Source organism: Streptomyces sp. NPDC031265, assembly GCF_055570295.1.
Window position 1 is genome coordinate 87,121 of record NZ_JBVIHM010000004.1, and the last position, 19,085, is coordinate 106,205.

General features: G+C 72.9%; 13 protein-coding genes. 7 read left to right on the top strand and 6 right to left on the bottom strand.

All coding sequences use genetic code 11. From position 1 onward, the window contains the following. Positions 1 to 12: 12 nt before the first annotated feature. The 4 genes from ACZ499_RS08905 to speB form a co-directional block, all read right to left on the bottom strand. Positions 13 to 3,759 (bottom strand): ABC transporter ATP-binding protein, encoded by a 3,747-nt coding sequence (locus ACZ499_RS08905; protein ID WP_468673386.1) that lies wholly within the window; start codon positions 3,757 to 3,759, stop codon positions 13 to 15. 140 nt (positions 3,760 to 3,899) lie between these two features. Continuing rightward, positions 3,900 to 4,832 (bottom strand): serine hydrolase, encoded by a 933-nt coding sequence (locus ACZ499_RS08910; protein WP_468673387.1) that lies wholly within the window; start codon positions 4,830 to 4,832, stop codon positions 3,900 to 3,902. A 204-nt stretch (positions 4,833 to 5,036) separates the two neighbouring features. Continuing rightward, positions 5,037 to 6,761 (bottom strand): thiamine pyrophosphate-binding protein, encoded by a 1,725-nt coding sequence (locus ACZ499_RS08915; protein ID WP_468673388.1) that lies wholly within the window; start codon positions 6,759 to 6,761, stop codon positions 5,037 to 5,039. 75 nt (positions 6,762 to 6,836) lie between these two features. Next, the gene (gene speB / locus ACZ499_RS08920; RefSeq protein ID WP_468406805.1) at positions 6,837 to 7,811 is read right to left on the bottom strand and encodes an agmatinase; all 975 of its coding nucleotides are present in this window, start codon (positions 7,809 to 7,811) and stop codon (positions 6,837 to 6,839) included. Between the two features lie 155 nt (positions 7,812 to 7,966). Between speB and ACZ499_RS08925 the strand changes: the two genes are divergently transcribed. The 3 genes from ACZ499_RS08925 to ACZ499_RS08935 all read left to right on the top strand — a co-directional run bounded on the left by ACZ499_RS08925 (position 7,967) and on the right by ACZ499_RS08935 (position 11,561). Further along, positions 7,967 to 9,469 (top strand): PucR family transcriptional regulator ligand-binding domain-containing protein, encoded by a 1,503-nt coding sequence (locus ACZ499_RS08925; RefSeq protein ID WP_468673389.1) that lies wholly within the window; start codon positions 7,967 to 7,969, stop codon positions 9,467 to 9,469. Between the two features lie 77 nt (positions 9,470 to 9,546). Beyond that, positions 9,547 to 10,704 carry an acyl-CoA dehydrogenase family protein gene (locus ACZ499_RS08930; protein WP_468406809.1) on the top strand — a complete coding sequence of 386 codons (1,158 nt, stop codon included), beginning with the start codon at positions 9,547 to 9,549 and terminating at the stop codon, positions 10,702 to 10,704. Then, complete coding sequence (locus tag ACZ499_RS08935) at positions 10,701 to 11,561, top strand: acyl-CoA thioesterase (RefSeq protein WP_468673390.1); 861 nt, start codon at positions 10,701 to 10,703, stop codon at positions 11,559 to 11,561. Before ACZ499_RS08930 ends, ACZ499_RS08935 begins: the two co-directional genes overlap by 4 nt. 135 nt (positions 11,562 to 11,696) lie before the next feature. Here the strand turns inward: ACZ499_RS08935 and ACZ499_RS08940 are convergent, their stop codons facing one another. Together ACZ499_RS08940 and ACZ499_RS08945 are read right to left on the bottom strand one after the other, a co-directional pair. Next, positions 11,697 to 12,476 carry a phosphatase gene (locus ACZ499_RS08940; RefSeq protein WP_468406813.1) on the bottom strand — a complete coding sequence of 260 codons (780 nt, stop codon included), beginning with the start codon at positions 12,474 to 12,476 and terminating at the stop codon, positions 11,697 to 11,699. 81 nt (positions 12,477 to 12,557) lie between these two features. After that, positions 12,558 to 13,148: an SACE_7040 family transcriptional regulator gene (locus tag ACZ499_RS08945; protein WP_468406815.1), complete on the bottom strand. Its 591-nt coding sequence runs from the start codon at positions 13,146 to 13,148 to the stop codon at positions 12,558 to 12,560. Between the two features lie 110 nt (positions 13,149 to 13,258). Between ACZ499_RS08945 and ACZ499_RS08950 the strand changes: the two genes are divergently transcribed. Genes ACZ499_RS08950 through ACZ499_RS08965 form a run of 4 tightly spaced genes read left to right on the top strand, consistent with a single transcriptional unit; the run spans position 13,259 to position 18,965 of the window. Beyond that, the gene (locus tag ACZ499_RS08950) at positions 13,259 to 14,890 is read left to right on the top strand and encodes a carboxyl transferase domain-containing protein (RefSeq protein ID WP_468673391.1); all 1,632 of its coding nucleotides are present in this window, start codon (positions 13,259 to 13,261) and stop codon (positions 14,888 to 14,890) included. Positions 14,891 to 14,904: 14 nt separating this feature from the next. Further along, the gene (locus ACZ499_RS08955; RefSeq protein WP_468673392.1) at positions 14,905 to 16,860 is read left to right on the top strand and encodes an acetyl/propionyl/methylcrotonyl-CoA carboxylase subunit alpha; all 1,956 of its coding nucleotides are present in this window, start codon (positions 14,905 to 14,907) and stop codon (positions 16,858 to 16,860) included. A gap of 8 nt (positions 16,861 to 16,868) precedes the next feature. Then, positions 16,869 to 17,798 (top strand): hydroxymethylglutaryl-CoA lyase, encoded by a 930-nt coding sequence (locus ACZ499_RS08960; RefSeq protein WP_468673575.1) that lies wholly within the window; start codon positions 16,869 to 16,871, stop codon positions 17,796 to 17,798. Between the two features lie 6 nt (positions 17,799 to 17,804). Next, a complete protein-coding gene (locus ACZ499_RS08965) occupies positions 17,805 to 18,965 on the top strand; it encodes an acyl-CoA dehydrogenase family protein (RefSeq protein WP_468673393.1) in 1,161 nt (386 codons plus the stop codon). The last annotated feature ends 120 nt before the right edge of the window (positions 18,966 to 19,085 follow it).

Consider the following 19,085-nt stretch of genomic DNA (forward strand, 5'->3'; position numbering starts at 1 on the left):
GTACTCAGCCGCTCACACCGCCGCGGGCTCGTCCTCGCCGATGAAGGTGCGCCACAGGCTCGCGTACCGGCCGTCCTGGGCGAGGAGTTCGTCGTGGGTGCCGTCCTCGACGACCCGGCCGTGGTCCATCACCACGACCCGGTCCGCGCGGGCGGCCGTGGTGAGGCGGTGGGCGACGACCAGGGTGGTGCGGCGGCCGGTGAGCCGGTCGGTGGCCTGGTTGACCTGCGCCTCGGTGGCCAGGTCCAGGGCGGCGGTGGCCTCGTCGAGGAGCAGGACGTCCGGGTCGACGAGCTCGGCGCGGGCCAGTGCGATCAGCTGCCGCTGTCCGGCGGAGAGGTTGCGGCCGCGCTCGGCGACCTCGTGGAGGTAGCCGCCGTCCAGGGTGGCGATCATGTCGTGCGCGCCGACCGCGCGGGCCGCCGCCTCGACCTGGGCGTCGGTGGCGTCGGGCCGCCCGTAGGCGATGGCGTCCCGGACCGTCCCGGCGAACAGGTACGCCTCCTGCGGGACGACGCCAAGCCGGTGCCGGTAGGCGGTGATGTCGAGCGAGCGCAGATCGGTGCCGTCGGCGGTGACCCGGCCGCCGGTCGGGTCGTAGAACCGCGCGACCAGCTTGACCAGCGTCGACTTGCCCGCGCCGGTCTCGCCGACGAACGCGACGGTCTGCCCGGCAGGGATCCGCAGGCTCACGCCCGACAGCGCCTCCTCCTCGTCGCCGTACGCGAAGTCGACGTCCTCGAAGGCGATCTCGCCGCGCAGGGACAGCACGTCCAGCGGCTCCTCGGCCGCCGCCGTGGAGGTGGGCTCGCGCAGCAGCTCCTGGATGCGCTTCAGCGAGACGGCCGCCTGCTGGTAGCCGTCGAAGACCTGCGAGAGCTGCTGTACGGGGGCGAAGAACAGGTCGATGTAGAGCAGGTAGGCGACGAGCGCGCCGGTCGTCAGGGTGCCCGCGTCGACCCGGTGGGCGCCCACGATCAGCACCGCGGCCGCCGCGACCGACGACAGGAGCTGGACGAACGGGAAGTACACCGAGATCAGCCACTGGCCGCGGATACGGGCCTTGCGGTAGTCGGCGCTGCGGGCGGTGAAGCGCTCGGCGCCGTCGCGCTCGCGGCCGAAGGCCTGGACGATCCGCAGCCCGCTCACCGACTCCTGGAGGTCGGCGTTGACCCCTGCGACCCGCTCGCGGGCCAGCTCGTACGCCTTCACGCTCTGCTTGCGGAAGAAGTACGTGCCGATGATCAGCGGCGGCAGGGTCACGAAGACGACGAGCGCCAGCTGGAGGTCGATGACCAGGAGCGCCAGCATGATGCCGAAGAAGGTGACGACGGAGACGAACGCGGTCACCAGGCCGGTCTGCAGGAAGGTGGCCAGCGCGTCGACGTCGGTGGTCATCCGGGTCATGATCCGGCCGGTGAGCTCGCGCTCGTAGTAGTCCAGGCCGAGCCGCTGGAGCTGGGCGAAGATCTTCAGCCGGAGGCTGTAGAGGACACGCTCGCCGGTGCGCCCGGTCATCCGGGTCTCGCCGAACTGCGCGGCCCACTGGATCGCCACGGTCAGCAGGGCCAGGCCCGCGGCCGCCCACACCGCGCCGAGCGCCATCTTGCTGACGCCCTGGTCGATGCCGTGCCGGATCAGGACCGGCAGCAGCAGGGACATGCCCGCGTCGACCGCGACGAGGCCGAGGCTGACGGCCAGCGGGCGGCCGAAGCCGCGCAGCAGTCGGCGCAGCCCGTACGACTCCTCGGGCTGCACCGCCCGGGCCTCGTCGATGTGCGGGGTGTCGTCGGCCGGGGGCAGCGCCTCGACCTGGGCGAGGAGTTCGGGGGATGGGGGTCCCCCCTGCCCGAACGAAGTTGAGGGCTTGGGGGAGGGCAGGCCGCCGGGGGCGGAGGAGACGGGCTCGTCCTCGCGTATCCACAGCGGGGGCGTGATGCCCCGCTCGGCGTCGAACTCGGCGTCCAGCTCGTCCCGTACGGTGTGGTCCTCCACCGCCTCGGCCGGCGCGATGTGGCCGGGCGAGACCGCGCCCAGCTCGTCGGGGTCGGTCAGCAGACGGCGGTAGAGCGCCGAGTCGCGCTGCAGTTCCTCGTGGGTGCCGAGGGCGGCGAGGCGGCCCTCGTCGAGGACGGCGATGCGGTCCGCGAGGTTGAGGGTGGAGCGGCGGTGGGCGATGAGCAGCGTGGTGCGCCCGGCCATCACGGACTTCAGGGCCTCGTGGATCTCGTGCTCCACGCGCGCGTCCACGGCCGAGGTGGCGTCGTCCAGGACCAGCAGGCGCGGATCGGTGAGGATGGCGCGGGCCAGGGCGACGCGCTGGCGCTGGCCGCCGGAGAGGGTCAGGCCGTGCTCGCCGACCGTGGTGTCGTAGCCGCCCGGCAGCTCGGAGATGAAGCGGTCCGCCTGCGCGGCGCGCGCGGCGGCCTCGATCTGCTCCTGGGTGGCGTCCGGCTTCCCGTACGCGATGTTGGCGCGCACGGTGTCGGAGAAGAGGAAGCTGTCCTCCGGCACCAGGCCGATGGCGGCGCGCAGCGAGGCCAGGGTCAGCTCACGCACGTCGTGACCGCCGACCAGGACGGCCCCGTGGGTGACGTCGTAGAAGCGCGGCAGCAGCAGCGAGACGGTGGACTTGCCGGAGCCGGAGGCGCCGACGACGGCGACGGTCTCGCCGGGGTGGATCTCCAGGGAGAAGCCGTCCAGGACCGGGCGCCCGTCCTCGTACCCGAAGCGCACGTCGTCGAACTCGACGGTGGCCGGGGCGTCGGCGGGCAGTTCCTTGGTGCCGTCCGCGATGGACGGCTCGGTGTCGATCAGCTCCAGGACGCGCTCGACGCCGGCCCGGGCCTGCTGGCCCACGGTGAGCACCATGGCCAGCATCCGCACCGGCCCGACGAGCTGCGCCAGATAGGTGGAGAACGCCACGAACGTGCCGAGGGTGATCTCGCCCCGGGTGGCGAGCCAGCCGCCGAGCGCCAGCATGGCGACCTGGCCGAGCGCGGGGACGGCCTGGAGGGCCGGGGTGTAGCGGGAGTTCAGCTTGATGGTGCGCAGCCGGCCCGCGAAGAGCTTGCGGCCCACCTCGCGGAGCTTGCCGGTCTCCTGGTCCTCCTGGCCGAAGCCCTTGACCACGCGGACGCCCGAGACGGCGCCGTCGACGACGCCCGCCACGGCGGCCGCCTGGCCCTGGGCGTACCAGGTGGCGGGGAAGAGCCGGGTGCGGCTGAGCCGGGCGATGAACCACAGCGCGGGCGCCACGGCCAGTGCGACCAGGGTCAGCAGCGGGGAGAGCCAGGCCATCACGGCCAGGGAGATCAGGAAGAGCAGGATGTTGCCGATGGTCATCGGCAACATGAAGAGCAGGCCCTGGATGAGCTGGAGGTCGCTGGTGGCGCGGCCGACCACCTGGCCGGTGGAGAGCTCGTCCTGGCGCCGCCCGTCGAGCCGGGTGATCGTCGCGTACATGTCGGTACGCAGGTCGTGCTGGACGTCGAGGGCGAGGCGGCCGCCGTAGTAGCGGCGTATGTACGTCAGTACGTACACGACGACCGCCGCGGCTATGAGAAGGCCGGTCCAGACCGCCAGGGACCGGGTGTGGACCCCGATCACATCGTCGATGATCACCTTGGTGACCAGCGGGACCAGAGCCATCACCGCCATGCCGCCGAGCGACGACCCGAGCGCCAGCACGACATCGCGCCGGTACCGCCAGGCGTACCCGGTGAGCCGTCGTGCCCACCCTTGCTCTGCCGCCGCCACTGGTGCCTCCCGTTTGTCCGCTCCGCCGGAAGGCTCCAACGCCGTCACCGGCGGATTTCATCCCGTAGCAACATCCGGCAGCGAAAGACCCGCCTCTGGTCGTAGGACCGGGCGGGTCTTCCAGGGGCGTACGGGTCGGGCTAGCGGCCCCGGACCGTCGTGACGAGGTCGCGGCCCGCGGGTGCCTCGGGCACCGGCGGGACGGCCTCGCTCGCCACTGTCGGCCGCTGCCACTTCGGCGGGTTCCAGGGCTTGCCGCCCTCGGCCGGGCGGCCGAGGTCCGCGTGGACGGCGCGGGCGACGGCCTCGATGGTGTCGATGCCCTGGCTCATCGAGCTGTTGTCCTCGGTGAGGACGGCGAGGCCGTAGTCGTGGCCGCCGTCCGTGAAGGCGCCGATGCTGTGCACCCGCCAGCCGTGCGTGGCGCGCGGCAGCCAGCCGTTCTTGACGTGCACGGTCGTACCGCCCTGGACGCCCGCGGGCGTGCCCCAGCGCTGGTCGGACCGGACGCGGTTCATCAGTCCCAGCTCGTACTCGCGGGCGTCGTCGCTGAGCACCGAGTTACGGGAGGTCAGCAGCGCGAGCAGCTTGGCCTGGTCGCGGGCGGTGATCCGGGTCAGGCCCCAGTAGCCGCCGGAGCCCGGCGTCGTCTGGGTCATCCCGGCGGCCTTGAGGAACGCGGACACCTTGCCGGTGCCGAGCTGCTTCCACAGCGCGGACGTGGAGTCGTTGTCCGACGCGGTGATCATCGCGGTGGCCAGGGCGCGCTCGTTCGAGGTGAGCGAGCGGTGCTGCCTGCCCGCGTCCCACAGCAGCGTCGCGAGCACGGTGGCCTTGACCACGCTCGCGGAGTCGAAGGTGTCGGTCGCCCGCAGCTCGCACTTGGTGCCGGTCGAGCGGTCGTACAGGGCCAGGGCCGTCAGCGACGAGCGGCCCTTGAGCGCCGAGGTGATGTCGCTGGACAGCTTGGCCGCGAGACCGGCCTTGGCGGAGGTGCAGGTCACCGAGGTCGCGGCGGCGGCCGGCGCGGCACCCGCGGCCACCGGCGCGAGCACGCCCGCGGCGACGGCCAAGGAGAGCGTGCCGCGGCGCGCGCGGCGGGATATTCGGGATGTGTGGAATTGTCTGGGCAAAGCGTCCCCGTCCCCTGAAAGTCATGACGCGGGCGCACCTGTGCAGTGCGCCCGCCTGAGATGACTCGTCGAGGACGGGAAAGTTGCCCACCGAATCCGTCACAGCTCTGTCACAGGCGGACATAGACCGGTCGGATTCCGGCATCACAGATGCGTCGGAGCGAACATCCTCAGTACGGCGGGCAGGACGACCACCGAGGGCCCGGGGGCCGCCAGCGCCTTGCCCAGGTCCTCCTGGAGCGACTCCGCGCTCGTACGGACCGCCGCGACGCCGAAGGACCGGGCGAGCGCGACGAAGTCGGGGCGGGCCAGCTCGGTCGCGGTGGCCTCGCCGAACGCGTCCGTCATGTACTCGCGCAGGATGCCGTAGCCGCCGTCGTCGACGATCAGCCAGGTCACCGGCAGGTCGTACTGCTTCGCGGTGGCGAGCTCGGCGATCGAGTACATCGCGCCGCCGTCGCCGGAGACCGCGAGCACCGGCCGCGTCGGGTCGGCGGCGGCGGCCCCGATCGCCGCCGGGAAGCCGTAGCCGAGGCCGCCCGCGCCCTGCGCCGAGTGCAGCGCGCCCGGCCAGGCGGACCAGGCCCAGTACGCCAGGATCGTCATGTCCCAGAAACTGGGCGCGTCGTCGGGCAGGGCCGCGCGCACCTGCGCCAGGATCCGCTGCTCGGCCTCCAGATCCTGCCCCGCGATGCGCTCGCGCACCTTGGCGAGGACGGTCCGCACGGCCGCGGCCGCCGCCGGGTCGGTGCGCTCGCCCACGGTCTCCAGGAGCGCCGAGAGCGCGATACGGGCGTCCGCGTGGATGCCGAGCGCCGGGTGGTTGGACTCCAGCTTGCCGAGGTCCGCCTCGATCTGGATCACCCGGCCGCGCGGCCTGAACGTGTGGTAGTTCGAGGAGAGTTCGCCCAGGCCCGAGCCGACGACGAGCAGGACGTCGGCGTCCTCCAGGAAGTCCGTGGTGTGCCGGTCCTCCATCCAGGACTGGAGCGAGAGCGGGTGCTCCCAGGGGAAGGCGCCCTTGCCGCCGAAGGTGGTGACCACCGGCGCGTCCAGCTTCTCGGCGAGCGCGCGGAGCTTTCCGGAGGCGTCGGAGCGTACGACACCGCCACCCGCGATGATCGCCGGGCGGGCCGCGTTCGTCAGCAACTCGGCGGCCACAGCGGTCAGTTCGGGACGCGGCACCAGCTCGCGCGGGGTCGCGTCCACAGCCGTGACGACCGGCAGCGGGGTCTCGGCGAGCAGCACGTCCTGCGGGATCTCCACCCAGACCGGGCCGTGCGGGGCGGTCAGCGCCGACTCCCAGGCCGCCGCGATCGCGGACGGGATCTGGGACTGGGTGCGGACCGTGTGCACGGACTTCACGACGTCCCGGAACGAGCCCTGCTGGTCGCGGAGTTCGTGCAGATAGCCGTGGCGGCCGCCACCGAGTCCGGCCGTGGGCACCTGAGCGGCGATGGCGAGCACGGGGGCGCTCGCCGCGGCGGCCTCCTGGAGCGCGGCCAGCGACATGAGGGCGCCGGGGCCGGTGGACAGCAGCAGCGGGGCCGCCTCGCCGGTGACCCGGCCGTACGCGTCGGCGGCGAAGGCGGCGTTGTTCTCGACGCGCAGCCCGACGTACGTCATCGACGAGCGGCGCAGCGCGTCGAACATCCCGAGGGCGTGCTGGCCGGGCAGCCCGAAGACGGTGGTCGCGCCGAGACCCCGGAGGGTCTCCACGACGAGGTCGCCGCCGATGCGGCCAGTCGACGCGTGGCGCGTAGCGCTTCCTTGAGGGGTGGCGGCCGGGCGACGGGCGGGCGGGTCGAGGGCCGCCTCCACCTGACGCGGCGTGGGCCGCAGGACCAGGTCGTGGTGGTCGTGGGTCACTGCACGTCCTCTCGGTGGAGCCGGGGGCCGAGGGCGGGCGGCCGACGTACGGCCGCCCGCCCTCGGCCGGGGTCGCTACGCGCCGGTGGTGCGGCTCGCCGCGATCTGCCGGGACATGATCGTCGTGAGCTCGTACGCGGTGTGGGAGGCGGCCACCGAGGTGATCTCGGCGTGGTCGTACGCCGGGGCGACCTCGACGACGTCGGCCGAGACCAGGTTGCAGGAGGCCAGGCCGCGCAGGATCTCCAGGAGCTCGCGGGAGGTCATGCCGCCCGCCTCCGGGGTGCCGGTGCCGGGGGCGTGCGCCGGGTCGAGGCAGTCGATGTCGATCGAGATGTAGAGCGGGCGGTCTCCGATGCGCTGGCGCAGCTGGTCGGCGATCTCGTCGGCGCCGCGGCGGTAGACGTCGGCCGAGGTGACGATGCCGAAGCCCATCTTCTCGTCGTCGGTCAGGTCCTGCTTGCCGTAGAGCGGGCCGCGGGTGCCGACGTGGGAGAGCGCCTCGGTGTCGAGAATGCCCTCCTCCACCGCGCGGCGGAACGGGGTGCCGTGGGTGTACTCCGCGCCGAAGTAGGTGTCCCAGGTGTCCAGGTGCGCGTCGAAGTGGAGCAGCGCGACCGGGCCGTGCTTCTTGGCGACCGAGCGCAGCAGCGGCAGTGCGATGGTGTGGTCGCCGCCGAGCGTCATCAGCCGGGCGCCGGTGCCGAGCAGGTCGTCGGCGGCGGCCTCGATCGTGTCGACGGCCTCGTTGATGTTGAACGGGTTCACGGCGATGTCGCCGCCGTCCGCGACCTGGGCCAGCGCGAAGGGCGAGGCGTCCTGGGCCGGGTTGTAGGGGCGAAGCAGCCGGGAGGCCTCGCGGATGGCGTTGCCGCCGAAGCGCGCGCCCGGGCGGTAGGAGACACCGCTGTCGAAGGGCACGCCGACCACGGCGACGTCGGCGGTGCCGACCTCGTCGAGGCGGGGCAGCCGGGCGAAGGTCGCGGGCCCCGCGTACCGCGGGACGCGGGACGAGTCGATCGGACCGCGCGGCGTTTCGTTGCTGCTCATGTGAAGTGCCCTTCGTGATCGGCCTGCGTACGGACCCGGCGGCCTGTGGTTCCCGCGGGCCCGTGCGGCCCGCGCTCGCCACCCTAGGCGGCCGTCCAGCGATACTGAAGTGTACGTTTCCTCCACTTAAGGCCCCATCGATGTACGGAGTGACCATGCCTGCCGAGCCCGCGGCGGCCCCGCCCACCACTCCCGTCCCGCTCTCCGCGCTGCTCGCCCGTACGGACCTCGGCCTGCGGCAGATCGCCGGGCCGCCGGGGGCCGAGGTGCACTGGGTGCACGCCTCGGAGATGGCGGACCCGTATCCGTATCTGCTCGGCGGGGAGCTGCTGCTCACCGCGGGCGTGCAGCTCGCGGACCCGGAGCGCTACGCGGCGCGGGTCGCGGAGGCGGGCGCGGCGGCGCTGGGCTTCGGGCTCGCGCCGGTGTACGACACGGTTCCGGCGGCGCTTGTGGCAGCCTGCGAGCGGCACGGGCTGCCGCTGGTGGAGGTGCCGCCGCCGACCACGTTCACGGCGATCGCCCGCGCCGTCTGGGGCCTGATGACCGAGGCCCGCCACCACGAGCTGCGCCGGGTCTCCCAGGCCCAGCAGGGCCTCGCCGCGGCGGCCGCCCGCCCGGACCCGGTCCCGGCGGTCCTGCACCAGCTCGCGGTGCGGCTGGGGGGCTGGGCGGGGGTGCTGGACCCGGAGGGCTCGGTGGTACGGGCGGCGGGCCGCGAGCCCTCCGCCGAGGAAGCGGCGGCGCTGCGCCGCCTGGCGGGTGTGGTGTCCCCGGAGCGGGGCGCCCGGGCGAGGGCGCCGCACGCAGGCCCGACGGCCCCGTCCCCGGACGCGTCCGCTCTCCCGCCCTCACCCACCTCCGCCAGCGACACCGCGGGCAGCGCACAGCTCGCCGCGTACGCGCTGGCCGGGGCGCGCGGGCTCGCGCTCGGGATCGCGACCGAACGGCGCGAGCCCGGGGACCACACCATCGCGGGGACCGCGTCCGTACTGCTCTCGCTGCTCACCGCCGAACGGCAGGGCGCGGACGAGGCCACCCGGTCGGCCGCGCTGGTGCGGCTGCTGCTCGGCGCGGCTCCGGCCGAGGTCGCGCCGCTGCTCGGCGAGGCGCCCTGGACCGTCGTCCACGCGCGCGGTGAGGGCGCCCCGCCCGACCTCGGCAGCCCGCTGGTGGAGGCGGGCGACGGCCACGCGCGCGTACTCGTCCCCGGCGGGCAGGAGACCGGCCCGCACCCCGGCTGGACCCTGGGGGCGAGCGCGCCCGTCGGGGCCGGGGAGCTGGCCGCCGCCGACGCCCAGGCCGCCCGCGCCCTGCACCGGGCCGAGGCCGCCCGTTCGCCCCTCGTGCGCCACCGCACCGGCGGCTACGCCTCGCTGGTGGACCCGGAGGAGGCCGCCGCGTACGCCCGCCGGCTGCTCGCCCCGCTCACCGAGCCGCTGCTCACGACCCTGCGCACCTGGCTCTCGCTGCACGGCAGCTGGGACCGCACGGCCGTGGCCCTGGGGGTGCACCGCAACACCGTCCGCCAGCGCCTGGCCCGCTGCGCCGCGCTGCTCGACGCGGACCTGGACGACATGGATGTCCGTACGGAGCTGTGGCTGGCACTGCGAAGTGCGGCCGGAAGTGCTGAGGCTCACTCTGGACAGTGCGAGTGACTGCCGGGTAACTTCGTATTTCAAGCTCTGAGCAAGCGCTTAGCCAAAGTCGCCGCCACCGTCGAAGGAGAGGCTCCGTGCGCCGTACGGTATTCAACGAGGACCACGAGGCGTTCCGGGAGACCATCCGGGCCTTCATCGAGGCCGAGGTCGTCCCGGTCTACGACGAGTGGTTCGCCGCCGGCCAGGCGCCGCGCGACTTCTACTACAAGCTCGCCGAGCTGGGTGTCTTCGGCATCCGCGTCGACGAGGAGTTCGGCGGCGCCGGCATCGACTCGTACAAGTTCGAAGCCGTCATGTACGAGGAGACCTCCCGCGCGGGCGTCCAGTTCGGCGGCTCCGGCGTGCACGTGCTGCTCGGCCTGCCGTACATCAAGATGCTCGCCGACGACGAGCAGAAGAAGCGCTTCCTGCCGAAGTTCGTCTCCGGCGAGGAGATGTGGGCCCTGGCGATGACCGAGCCGGGCACCGGCTCCGACCTCGCGGGCATGAAGACCACCGCGAAGCTCTCCGAGGACGGCACGCACTACGTCCTCAACGGCGCCAAGACCTTCATCACCGGCGGCGTCCACGCGGACCGCGTCATCGTCTGCGCCCGCACCGCCGCCCCCACCGCCGAGGACCGCCGCCACGGCATCTCGCTGTTCGCCGTGGACACCAAGTCCGAGGGCTACTCCATCGGCCGCAAGCTCGACAAGCTCGGCCTGAAGACCTCCGACACCGCCGAGCTGGCGTTCGTCGACGTGAAGGTCCCGGTCGAGGACCTCCTCGGCGAGGAGAACAAGGGCTTCTACTACCTCGGCCACAACCTCGCCTCCGAGCGCTGGGGCATCGCCTTCGGCGCCTACGCGCAGGCCAAGGCCGCCGTCCGGTTCGCCAAGGAGTACGTCCAGGAGCGCACCGTCTTCGGCAAGCCGGTCGCGCACTTCCAGAACACCAAGTTCGAGCTCGCCGCCTGCCAGGCCGAGGTGGACGCCGCCGAGGCCGTCGCCGACCGCGCCCTGGAGGCCCTGGACGCGGGCGAGCTGACCCCGGCCGAGGCCGCCTCCGCCAAGCTGTTCTGCACCGAGGTCGCCCACCGCGTCATCGACAAGTGCCTCCAGCTGCACGGCGGTTACGGCTTCATGAACGAGTACCCGATCGCCCGTCTGTACGCCGACAACCGCGTCAACCGGATCTACGGCGGCACCAGCGAGATCATGAAGACGATCATCGCCAAGGACATGGGTCTGTGACCGAGGCTCTGGATGCCCTGCTCGATCTGCTCGACCTGGAGCAGATCGAGCGGGACTACTTCCGGGGCCGCTCACGCTCGGCGCTCGTTCCCCGCGTCTTCGGCGGGCAGGTGGCGGCCCAGGCGCTGGTCGCCGCGGGTCGCACCGTTCCCGGAGACCGTCCGCCGCACTCCCTGCACGCGTACTTCCTGCGTGCGGGGGACCCGGGCGCACCGATCGTCTACATGGTCGACCGCATCCGCGACGGCCGCTCCTTCACCACCCGAAGGGTGGTGGCGGTCCAGCACGGGCACCCGATCTTCCACCTCTCGGCGTCCTTCCAGACGTACGAGGAGGGCCTGGAGCACCAGGCGGACATGCCGCCGGCTCCGGACCCCGAGTCGCTCCCGACGGCGGCCGAGATGCTGCCGCGCCATCTGCCCGCGGACGTCGCCGCCCGCCTGGTCGAGGCCCGCGCGGCCGTCGACCTGCGCTACGCCGACGTGCCGCCGTGGGGCAGCGTCGGCACCCCGCGCGAGCCCCGCTCACAGGTCTGGTTCCGTACGAACGGCAAGCTCGCGGACGACCCCCTGCTGCACATCGTGCTCGCCACCTACGTCTCCGACATGACGCTGCTCGACTCCGTGCTGCTCGCGCACGGCCGGGGCGGCTGGGCGGTCGGGGACGTGGTGGGCGCGTCCCTGGACCACGCGATGTGGTTCCACCGGCCGTTCCGGGCCGACGAATGGCTCCTGTACGACCAGGAGTCACCGTCGGCCTCGGCGGGCCGGGGCCTGGGCCAGGCCCGGATCTACACCCAGGACGGCCGCCTCGCCGTCACGGTGATCCAGGAGGGCGTGGTGCGGGTACCGCGGTAGGCCTTGAGCCCACCGCGGTCCGGGCCGCCGCTTTCAGGGACGCGGGGCTGTGTCATTGTGCGGCTCCGCCGCGTGGGCGCGACCAGCCCAGCACGGTCCGCACCAGCCCGACCACCCCGCCCCCACGGCGCGAACTCAGACCAGCTCGGCCGCACCCAGCAGATACTCGGTCATCGGCTCGTAGAACCGGGGATCGACCACATGGTCGTCCATCGGGACCGCGACCTGGAGGGTGCCCTCCGCCTCGGCGATGAACAGCGCGGGGTCGTTGCAGTCGGCGTAGCCGATCGCGTCGATCCCGCGCTGGCCCGCGCACCCGGCCCAGCCGTGGTCCGCGACAACCAGGTCCGGCAGCGGCCGCCCCTCGCGCTCCAGCGCGTTCAGGATCGCGGCCATCGGCTCGGGCGAGTGTGTGTGCCACAGGGACGCGCCGCGCTCGAAGAGCGAGACGTCCGCGAACTGCACCACACAGCCCTCGTCGGCCAGCACCCCGTCGGGGATGCGCACGATCTCGCAGCCCGCGGCGCGCAGGGCCGCGGCCGTCCTGCTGTGCACGTCGATGAGCGCGCCGGGGTGGCCGGTCGCGAAGAGCACCCGCTGCTTGCCCGCGGCCGCCTTGCGCAGCCGCGCCGCCATCCGCTCCAGGGCGTCGACGGTCAGCTCGGGGTCGATGGTGTCCTGGCCCGTGCGGTGCCCGGGGTCGTCGACGACCCCGCAGCGCTCGGCCATCACCGCGAGCACGTCCTGCTCGTCGGTCCAGCGGTCGCCCAGCTCCAGACCCAGCCAGTAGTGGCGGTCGCCGTTGGCGAGCTTGCGGTAGTGGGAGAGGTTGTTGTCGCGGGGAGTGGCGACGTCTCCGGCGATACGGGTGCGGACGAGGTGGTCGACGAGAGCGGCACGGCTGGGTATCGGCATGCGCCCCATTCTGCCCCGGTGCGCCGCGGCGGGCGCCGCCTGTCCCGCGCAGTGGACGCGCGCACACGCGCGTGCCGGCACTCAGCCCGCGAGCGCCGCGAACGCCCCGTGCGCCAGGCGCCGCAGCAGCGCCTCCGTGGCCGTCCGGCCGGGCAGCCCCGCCCCGTACGACCCCAGGTGCGGCGTCGAGTTGAGCAGCCCGAACACCGCGTGGACGGCCGCCCGGACCTCGGCCTCGGATCCCGGGTACAGCTCCCGTACGACCCCGACCCACAGCTCCACGTACTGCCGCTGCAACTGGCGCACCAGCTTGCGGTCGCTGTCGCGCAGCCGGTCCAGCTCACGGTCGTGGAGCGTGATGAGCGCCCGGTCGTCCAGGGCGAAGTCGATGTGGCCGTCGATGAGCGAGCCGAGGAGCGCCTCCGGGCCCCCGTCGGCCTCGGCGACGCGCTTGCGGCCGCCGTCGTACAGCCGCCCGCTGATCCCCACGAGCAGCTCCGCCAGCATCGCGTCCTTGCCCGCGAAGTGGCGGTAGAGGCCGGGGCCGCTGATGCCGACCGCCGCGCCTATCTCGTCGACGCCCACGCCGTGGAACCCGCGCTCGGCGAAGAGGCGCGCGGCCTCGCGGAGGATCTGCTCGCGTCGGGTGGGGGCATCGGTCCGGGTGCTCATGAGAATTCATTCTAGACAACGCGGTTAGCGCTCGTTAACCTGGAGGAAATGAGTTAACGGTCATTAACATCCGGCCGGAAGACTTCGTACGGGCAAGGGGGCTCGACACGATGCAGCAGGCACCGGTCCTTGGGAGTGCGGCAGATCCCGCGTCCGAGGCGTGGCGGGCCAACGAGGAGGCGCACCGCGCCCTCGGCGAGGAGCTGCGCGCCAGACTGGCGGCGGCCCGGCTCGGCGGCGGCGAGCGGGCCCGCGAGCGCCATGTCGCGCGCGGCAAGCTGCTGCCGCGCGACCGGGTCGACACGCTGCTCGACCCCGGCTCGCCGTTCCTGGAGCTCGCGCCGCTCGCGGCCGACGGGATGTACGGGGACCAGGCGCCCGCCGCCGGGGTCATCGCCGGGATCGGGCGGGTCAGCGGCCGCGAGTGCGTGATCGTGGCCAACGACGCCACGGTCAAGGGCGGCACGTACTACCCGATGACGGTGAAGAAGCACCTGCGCGCCCAGGAGGTGGCCCTGGAGAACCGGCTGCCCTGCCTCTATCTGGTCGACTCCGGCGGCGCCTTCCTGCCGATGCAGGACGAGGTCTTCCCCGACCGCGACCACTTCGGGCGGATCTTCTACAACCAGGCCCGGATGTCGGGTGCCGGGATCCCGCAGATCGCGGCGGTCCTCGGCTCCTGCACCGCCGGCGGGGCGTATGTCCCGGCGATGAGCGACGAGGCCGTGATCGTCCGCAACCAGGGCACGATCTTCCTCGGCGGCCCGCCGCTGGTGAAGGCCGCCACCGGCGAGGTCGTCACCGCCGAGGAGCTCGGTGGCGGCGAGGTCCACTCGCGCACCTCCGGCGTCACCGACCACCTCGCCGAGGACGACGCGCACGCGCTGCGGATCGTGCGCAACATCGTGGCCACCCTCCCCGCGCGCGGTGAGCTCCCGTGGAGCGTGGAGCCCGTGGAGGAGCCCAAGGCCGATCCGTCCGGGCTGTACGGGGCGGTGCCGGTCGACTCGCGCACGCCGTACGACGTCCGCGAGGTCATCGCGCGCGTGGTCGACGGCTCCCGCTTCCAGGAGTTCAAGGCCGAGTTCGGCCAGACGCTGGTCACCGGCTTCGCCCGGATCCACGGCCACCCGGTCGGTATCGTCGCCAACAACGGCATCCTGTTCTCCGAATCCGCCCAGAAGGGCGCCCACTTCATCGAGCTGTGCGACCAGCGCGGCATCCCGTTGGTGTTCCTCCAGAACATCTCGGGCTTCATGGTCGGGCGGGACTACGAGGCGGGAGGCATCGCCAAGCACGGCGCCAAGATGGTCACCGCCGTGGCCTGCACCCGCGTCCCCAAGCTGACGGTCGTGGTCGGCGGGTCGTACGGGGCGGGGAACTACTCGATGTGCGGCCGGGCCTATTCGCCGCGCTTCCTGTGGATGTGGCCCAACGCCAAGATCTCGGTGATGGGCGGCGAGCAGGCGGCCTCGGTGCTCGCCACCGTCAAGCGCGACCAGTTGGAGGCGCGCGGCGAGAGCTGGCCCCTCGACGCGGAGGAGTCCTTCAAGGACCCCATCCGCGCCCAGTACGAACAGCAGGGCAACGCCTACTACGCGACGGCCCGGCTGTGGGACGACGGGGTGATCGACCCGATGGAGACCCGCCAGGTCCTCGGGCTCGCCCTGACGGCCTGTGCCAACGCCCCCCTCCCCCAGCGGGACTACTCGGCGCCCGGCTTCGGCGTCTTCCGGATGTGAGACGGACCATGACGATGTTCGACACAGTCCTCGTCGCCAACCGGGGCGAGATCGCCGTCCGCGTCATCCGCACCCTGCGCGCCCTCGGGGTGCGCTCGGTCGCGGTGTTCAGCGACGCGGACGCGGACGCCCGGCACGTGCGGGAGGCCGACACGGCCGTGCGGATCGGCCCGGCGGCGGCGTCCGAGAGCTACCTCTCCATCGACCGGCTCCTGGAGGCAGCCGCCAGGAGCGGCGCGCAGGCCGTCCACCCGGGCTACGGCTTCCTCGCCGAGAACGCGGCCTTCGCGCGCGCGTGCGCCGAGGCGGGCCTGGTCTTCATCGGGCCCCCGGCGGACGCGATCTCCCTGATGGGCGACAAGATCCGCGCCAAGGAGACCGTGCGGGCGGCCGGCGTCCCGGTCGTGCCCGGCTCCTCGGGCAGCGGCCTCACCGACGGCCAACTGGCCGACGCGGCCCGCGAGATCGGCATGCCGGTGCTCCTCAAGCCCAGCGCGGGCGGCGGCGGCAAGGGCATGCGGCTGGTCCGCGAGGAGGCGGCGCTCGCCGACGAGATCGCGGCCGCCCGCCGCGAGGCCCGCGCCTCCTTCGGCGACGACACGCTCCTGGTGGAGCGGTGGATCGACCGCCCCCGCCACATCGAGATCCAGGTCCTGGCGGACGGCCACGGACACGTGGTGCACCTGGGCGAGCGCGAGTGCTCCCTCCAGCGCCGCCACCAGAAGATCATCGAGGAGGCCCCCTCGGTCCTGCTCGACGAGGAGACCCGGGCCGCGATGGGCGAGGCGGCGGTCCAGGCGGCCCGCTCCTGCGGCTACGCGGGCGCGGGCACGGTGGAGTTCATCGTCCCGGGCAACGACCCGTCCTCGTACTACTTCATGGAGATGAACACCCGCCTCCAGGTCGAGCACCCGGTCACCGAGCTCATCACGGGCCTGGACCTGGTGGAGTGGCAGGTGAGGGTCGCCGCGGGCGAGGAGCTGCCGTACGGCCAGGAGGACATCACCCTCACCGGCCACGCCATAGAGGCCCGCATCTGCGCCGAGGACCCGTCCCGCGGCTTCCTGCCCTCGGGCGGTACGGTCCTGGCGCTGCGCGAGCCGCAGGGCGAGGGAGTCCGCACGGACTCGGGGCTGAGCGAGGGCACGGAGGTCGGCAGCCTCTACGACCCGATGCTCTCCAAGGTCATCGCGTACGGGCCGGACCGCGCCACCGCGCTGCGCCGGCTGCGGGCGGCGCTGGCCGACACGGTCACGCTGGGCGTGCCCACCAACGCCGGATTCCTGCGCAGGCTGCTCGCCCATCCGGACGTGGTCGCGGGCGACCTCGACACGGGCCTGGTCGAGCGCGAGGCCGACGCGCTGGTGCCGGACGGGGTGCCGGACGAGGTGTACGCGGCGGCGGCGCTGGTGCGGCAGGAGGGGCTGCGCCCCTCGGCCACGGGCGCGTGGCTGGACCCGTTCGCGGTGCCGAGCGGCTGGCGCATGGGCGGCGAACCGGCGCCCCTGGCCTTCCCGTTCCGAGTACCGGGACTCGAACCCGTTACTCATGTGGTGCGGGGCAAGGCCGCCGGACGGGTCTCCCCCGGCCACGTCAGCGTCGAACTCGACGGCCTCACCCACACCTTCACCACCGCCCCCTCCCCGGAGGGGACCTGGCTCGGGCGGGACGGGGACAGCTGGCATGTGCTCGACCACGACCCCGTCGCGGCGAGCCTCACCGGCGCCGCGCGCGGCGGCCTCGACACGCTGGCCGCGCCGATGCCCGGCACCGTCACCGTCGTCAAGGTGGCGGTCGGCGACGAGGTCGACGCGGGCCAGAGCCTGCTGGTGGTGGAGGCGATGAAGATGGAGCACGTCATCTCCGCCCCGCACGCGGGCACCGTCACCGAGCTGGACGTCTCCCCCGGCTCGACCGTCGCCATGGACCAGGTCCTGGCCGTGGTGACCCCGAAGGAGGAGGACCAGTGACGCTGCCCATGGTCGTACCGGCGCAGGACCTGCCCGCCTCGGTGCGGATCCACGAGGTCGGGGCCCGCGACGGCCTCCAGAACGAGAAGGCCGTCGTCCCCACCGAGATCAAGGCCGAGTTCATCCACCGGCTGGCGGGCGCGGGCCTGACCACCATCGAGGCGACCAGCTTCGTGCACCCCAAGTGGGTGCCCCAACTGGCCGACGCAGAGCAGCTGTTCCCGATGCTCCAGGACATCGAGGGCGTGGCGCTGCCGGTCCTGGTGCCCAACGAGCGGGGCCTGGACCGGGCGCTCGCGCTCGGCGCCCGCCGCATCGCCGTCTTCGCCAGCGCCACGGAGTCGTTCGCCAAGGCCAATCTGAACCGTACGGTCGACGAGTCGCTCGGGATGTTCGCGCCCGTCGTGGCCCGCGCCAAGGAGCAGGACGTCCATGTCCGGGGCTATCTGTCGATGTGCTTCGGCGACCCGTGGGAGGGAGCCGTCCCCGTCCACCAGGTCGTCCGGGTCGCCAAGTCCCTGATGGACCTGGGCTGCGACGAGCTGAGCCTAGGGGACACGATCGGGGTCGCCACCCCGGCCCACGTCCAGAGCCTGCTCGCGTCCCTGAACGAGGAGGGCGTGCCGACCTCCGCGATCGGGGTGCACTTCCACGACACCTACGGCCAGGCGCTCGCCAACACCCTCGCCGCGCTCCAGCACGGCGTGGCCACGGTCGACGCCTCGGCGGGCGGCCTGGGCGGCTGTCCGTACGCCAAGTCCGCCACCGGAAACCTCGCCACCGAAGACCTCGTGTGGATGCTCCAGGGCCTCGGTATCGACACCGGGGTCGACCTCGGCAGGCTCACCGCCACCAGCGTCTGGCTGGCCGAGCAGCTGGGACGGCCGAGCCCGTCCCGCACCGTCCGCGCCCTCTCCCCCGACTCCCACAAGGAGTGACCCCCCATGTCCCTTGACCACCGGCTCTCAGACGAGCACGAAGAACTCCGCCGTACGGTCGAGGAGTTCGCGCACGACGTCATCGCCCCGAAGATCGGCGACCTCTACGAGCGCCACGAGTTCCCGTACGAGATCGTCCGCGAGATGGGCCGCATGGGCCTGTTCGGACTGCCCTTCCCCGAGGAGTACGGGGGCATGGGCGGCGACTACCTCGCCCTGGGCATCGCCCTGGAGGAGCTGGCGCGGGTCGACTCGTCGGTCGCCATCACCCTGGAAGCCGGGGTCTCGCTCGGCGCGATGCCGGTGTTCCGGTTCGGTACGGAGGAGCAGAAGCGCGAATGGCTCCCCCGGCTCTGCGCCGGTGAGCTGCTCGGCGCCTTCGGCCTGACCGAGCCGGACTGCGGCTCGGACGCGGGCGGCACGCGCACGACGGCGGTGCGCGACGGCGACGAGTGGGTCATCAACGGCACCAAGTGCTTCATCACCAACTCCGGTACGGACATCACCGGCCTGGTGACGGTGACGGCGGTGACCGGCCGCAAGCCTGACGGCCGCCCGCTGATCTCCTCGATCATCGTCCCGTCCGGCACGCCGGGCTTCACGGTGGCCGCGCCGTACTCGAAGGTGGGGTGGAACGCGTCGGACACCCGCGAGCTGTCCTTCGCGGACGTCCGCGTCCCGGTGGGCAATCTCCTGGGCGAGGAGGGCCGGGGGTACGCGCAGTTCCTGCGCATCCTCGACGAGGGCCGCATCGCCATCTCGGCGCTCGCCACGGGTCTGGCGCAGGGCTGCGTCGACGAGTCGGTGAAGTACGCGCACGAGCGCCACGCGTTCGGCCGCCCGATCGGCGAGAACCAGGCCATCCAGTTCAAGATCGCCGACATGGAGATGCGGGCGCACATGGCCCGGGTGGGCTGGCGCGACGCCGCCTCGCGCCTGGTGCGGGGCGAGTCCTTCAAGAAGGAAGCGGCGCTGGCGAAGCTGTACTCGTCGACGGTCGCGGTCGACAACGCCCGCGACGCCACCCAGATCCACGGCGGCTACGGCTTCATGAACGAGTACCCGGTGGCGCGTATGTGGCGCGACTCCAAGATCCTGGAAATCGGCGAGGGCACGAGCGAGGTCCAGCGCATGCTGATCGCGAGGGAGTTGGGACTTCCGGCCTGATGCCCGGAGTTCGTCCGCGGACCGTCTGTGGCTGGTCGGGGGGGGGGGGGGGGGGGGGGGGGGGGAGGGGGGGGGGGGGGGGGGGGGAGGGGGGGGGGGGGAGGGGGGGGGAGGAACAAC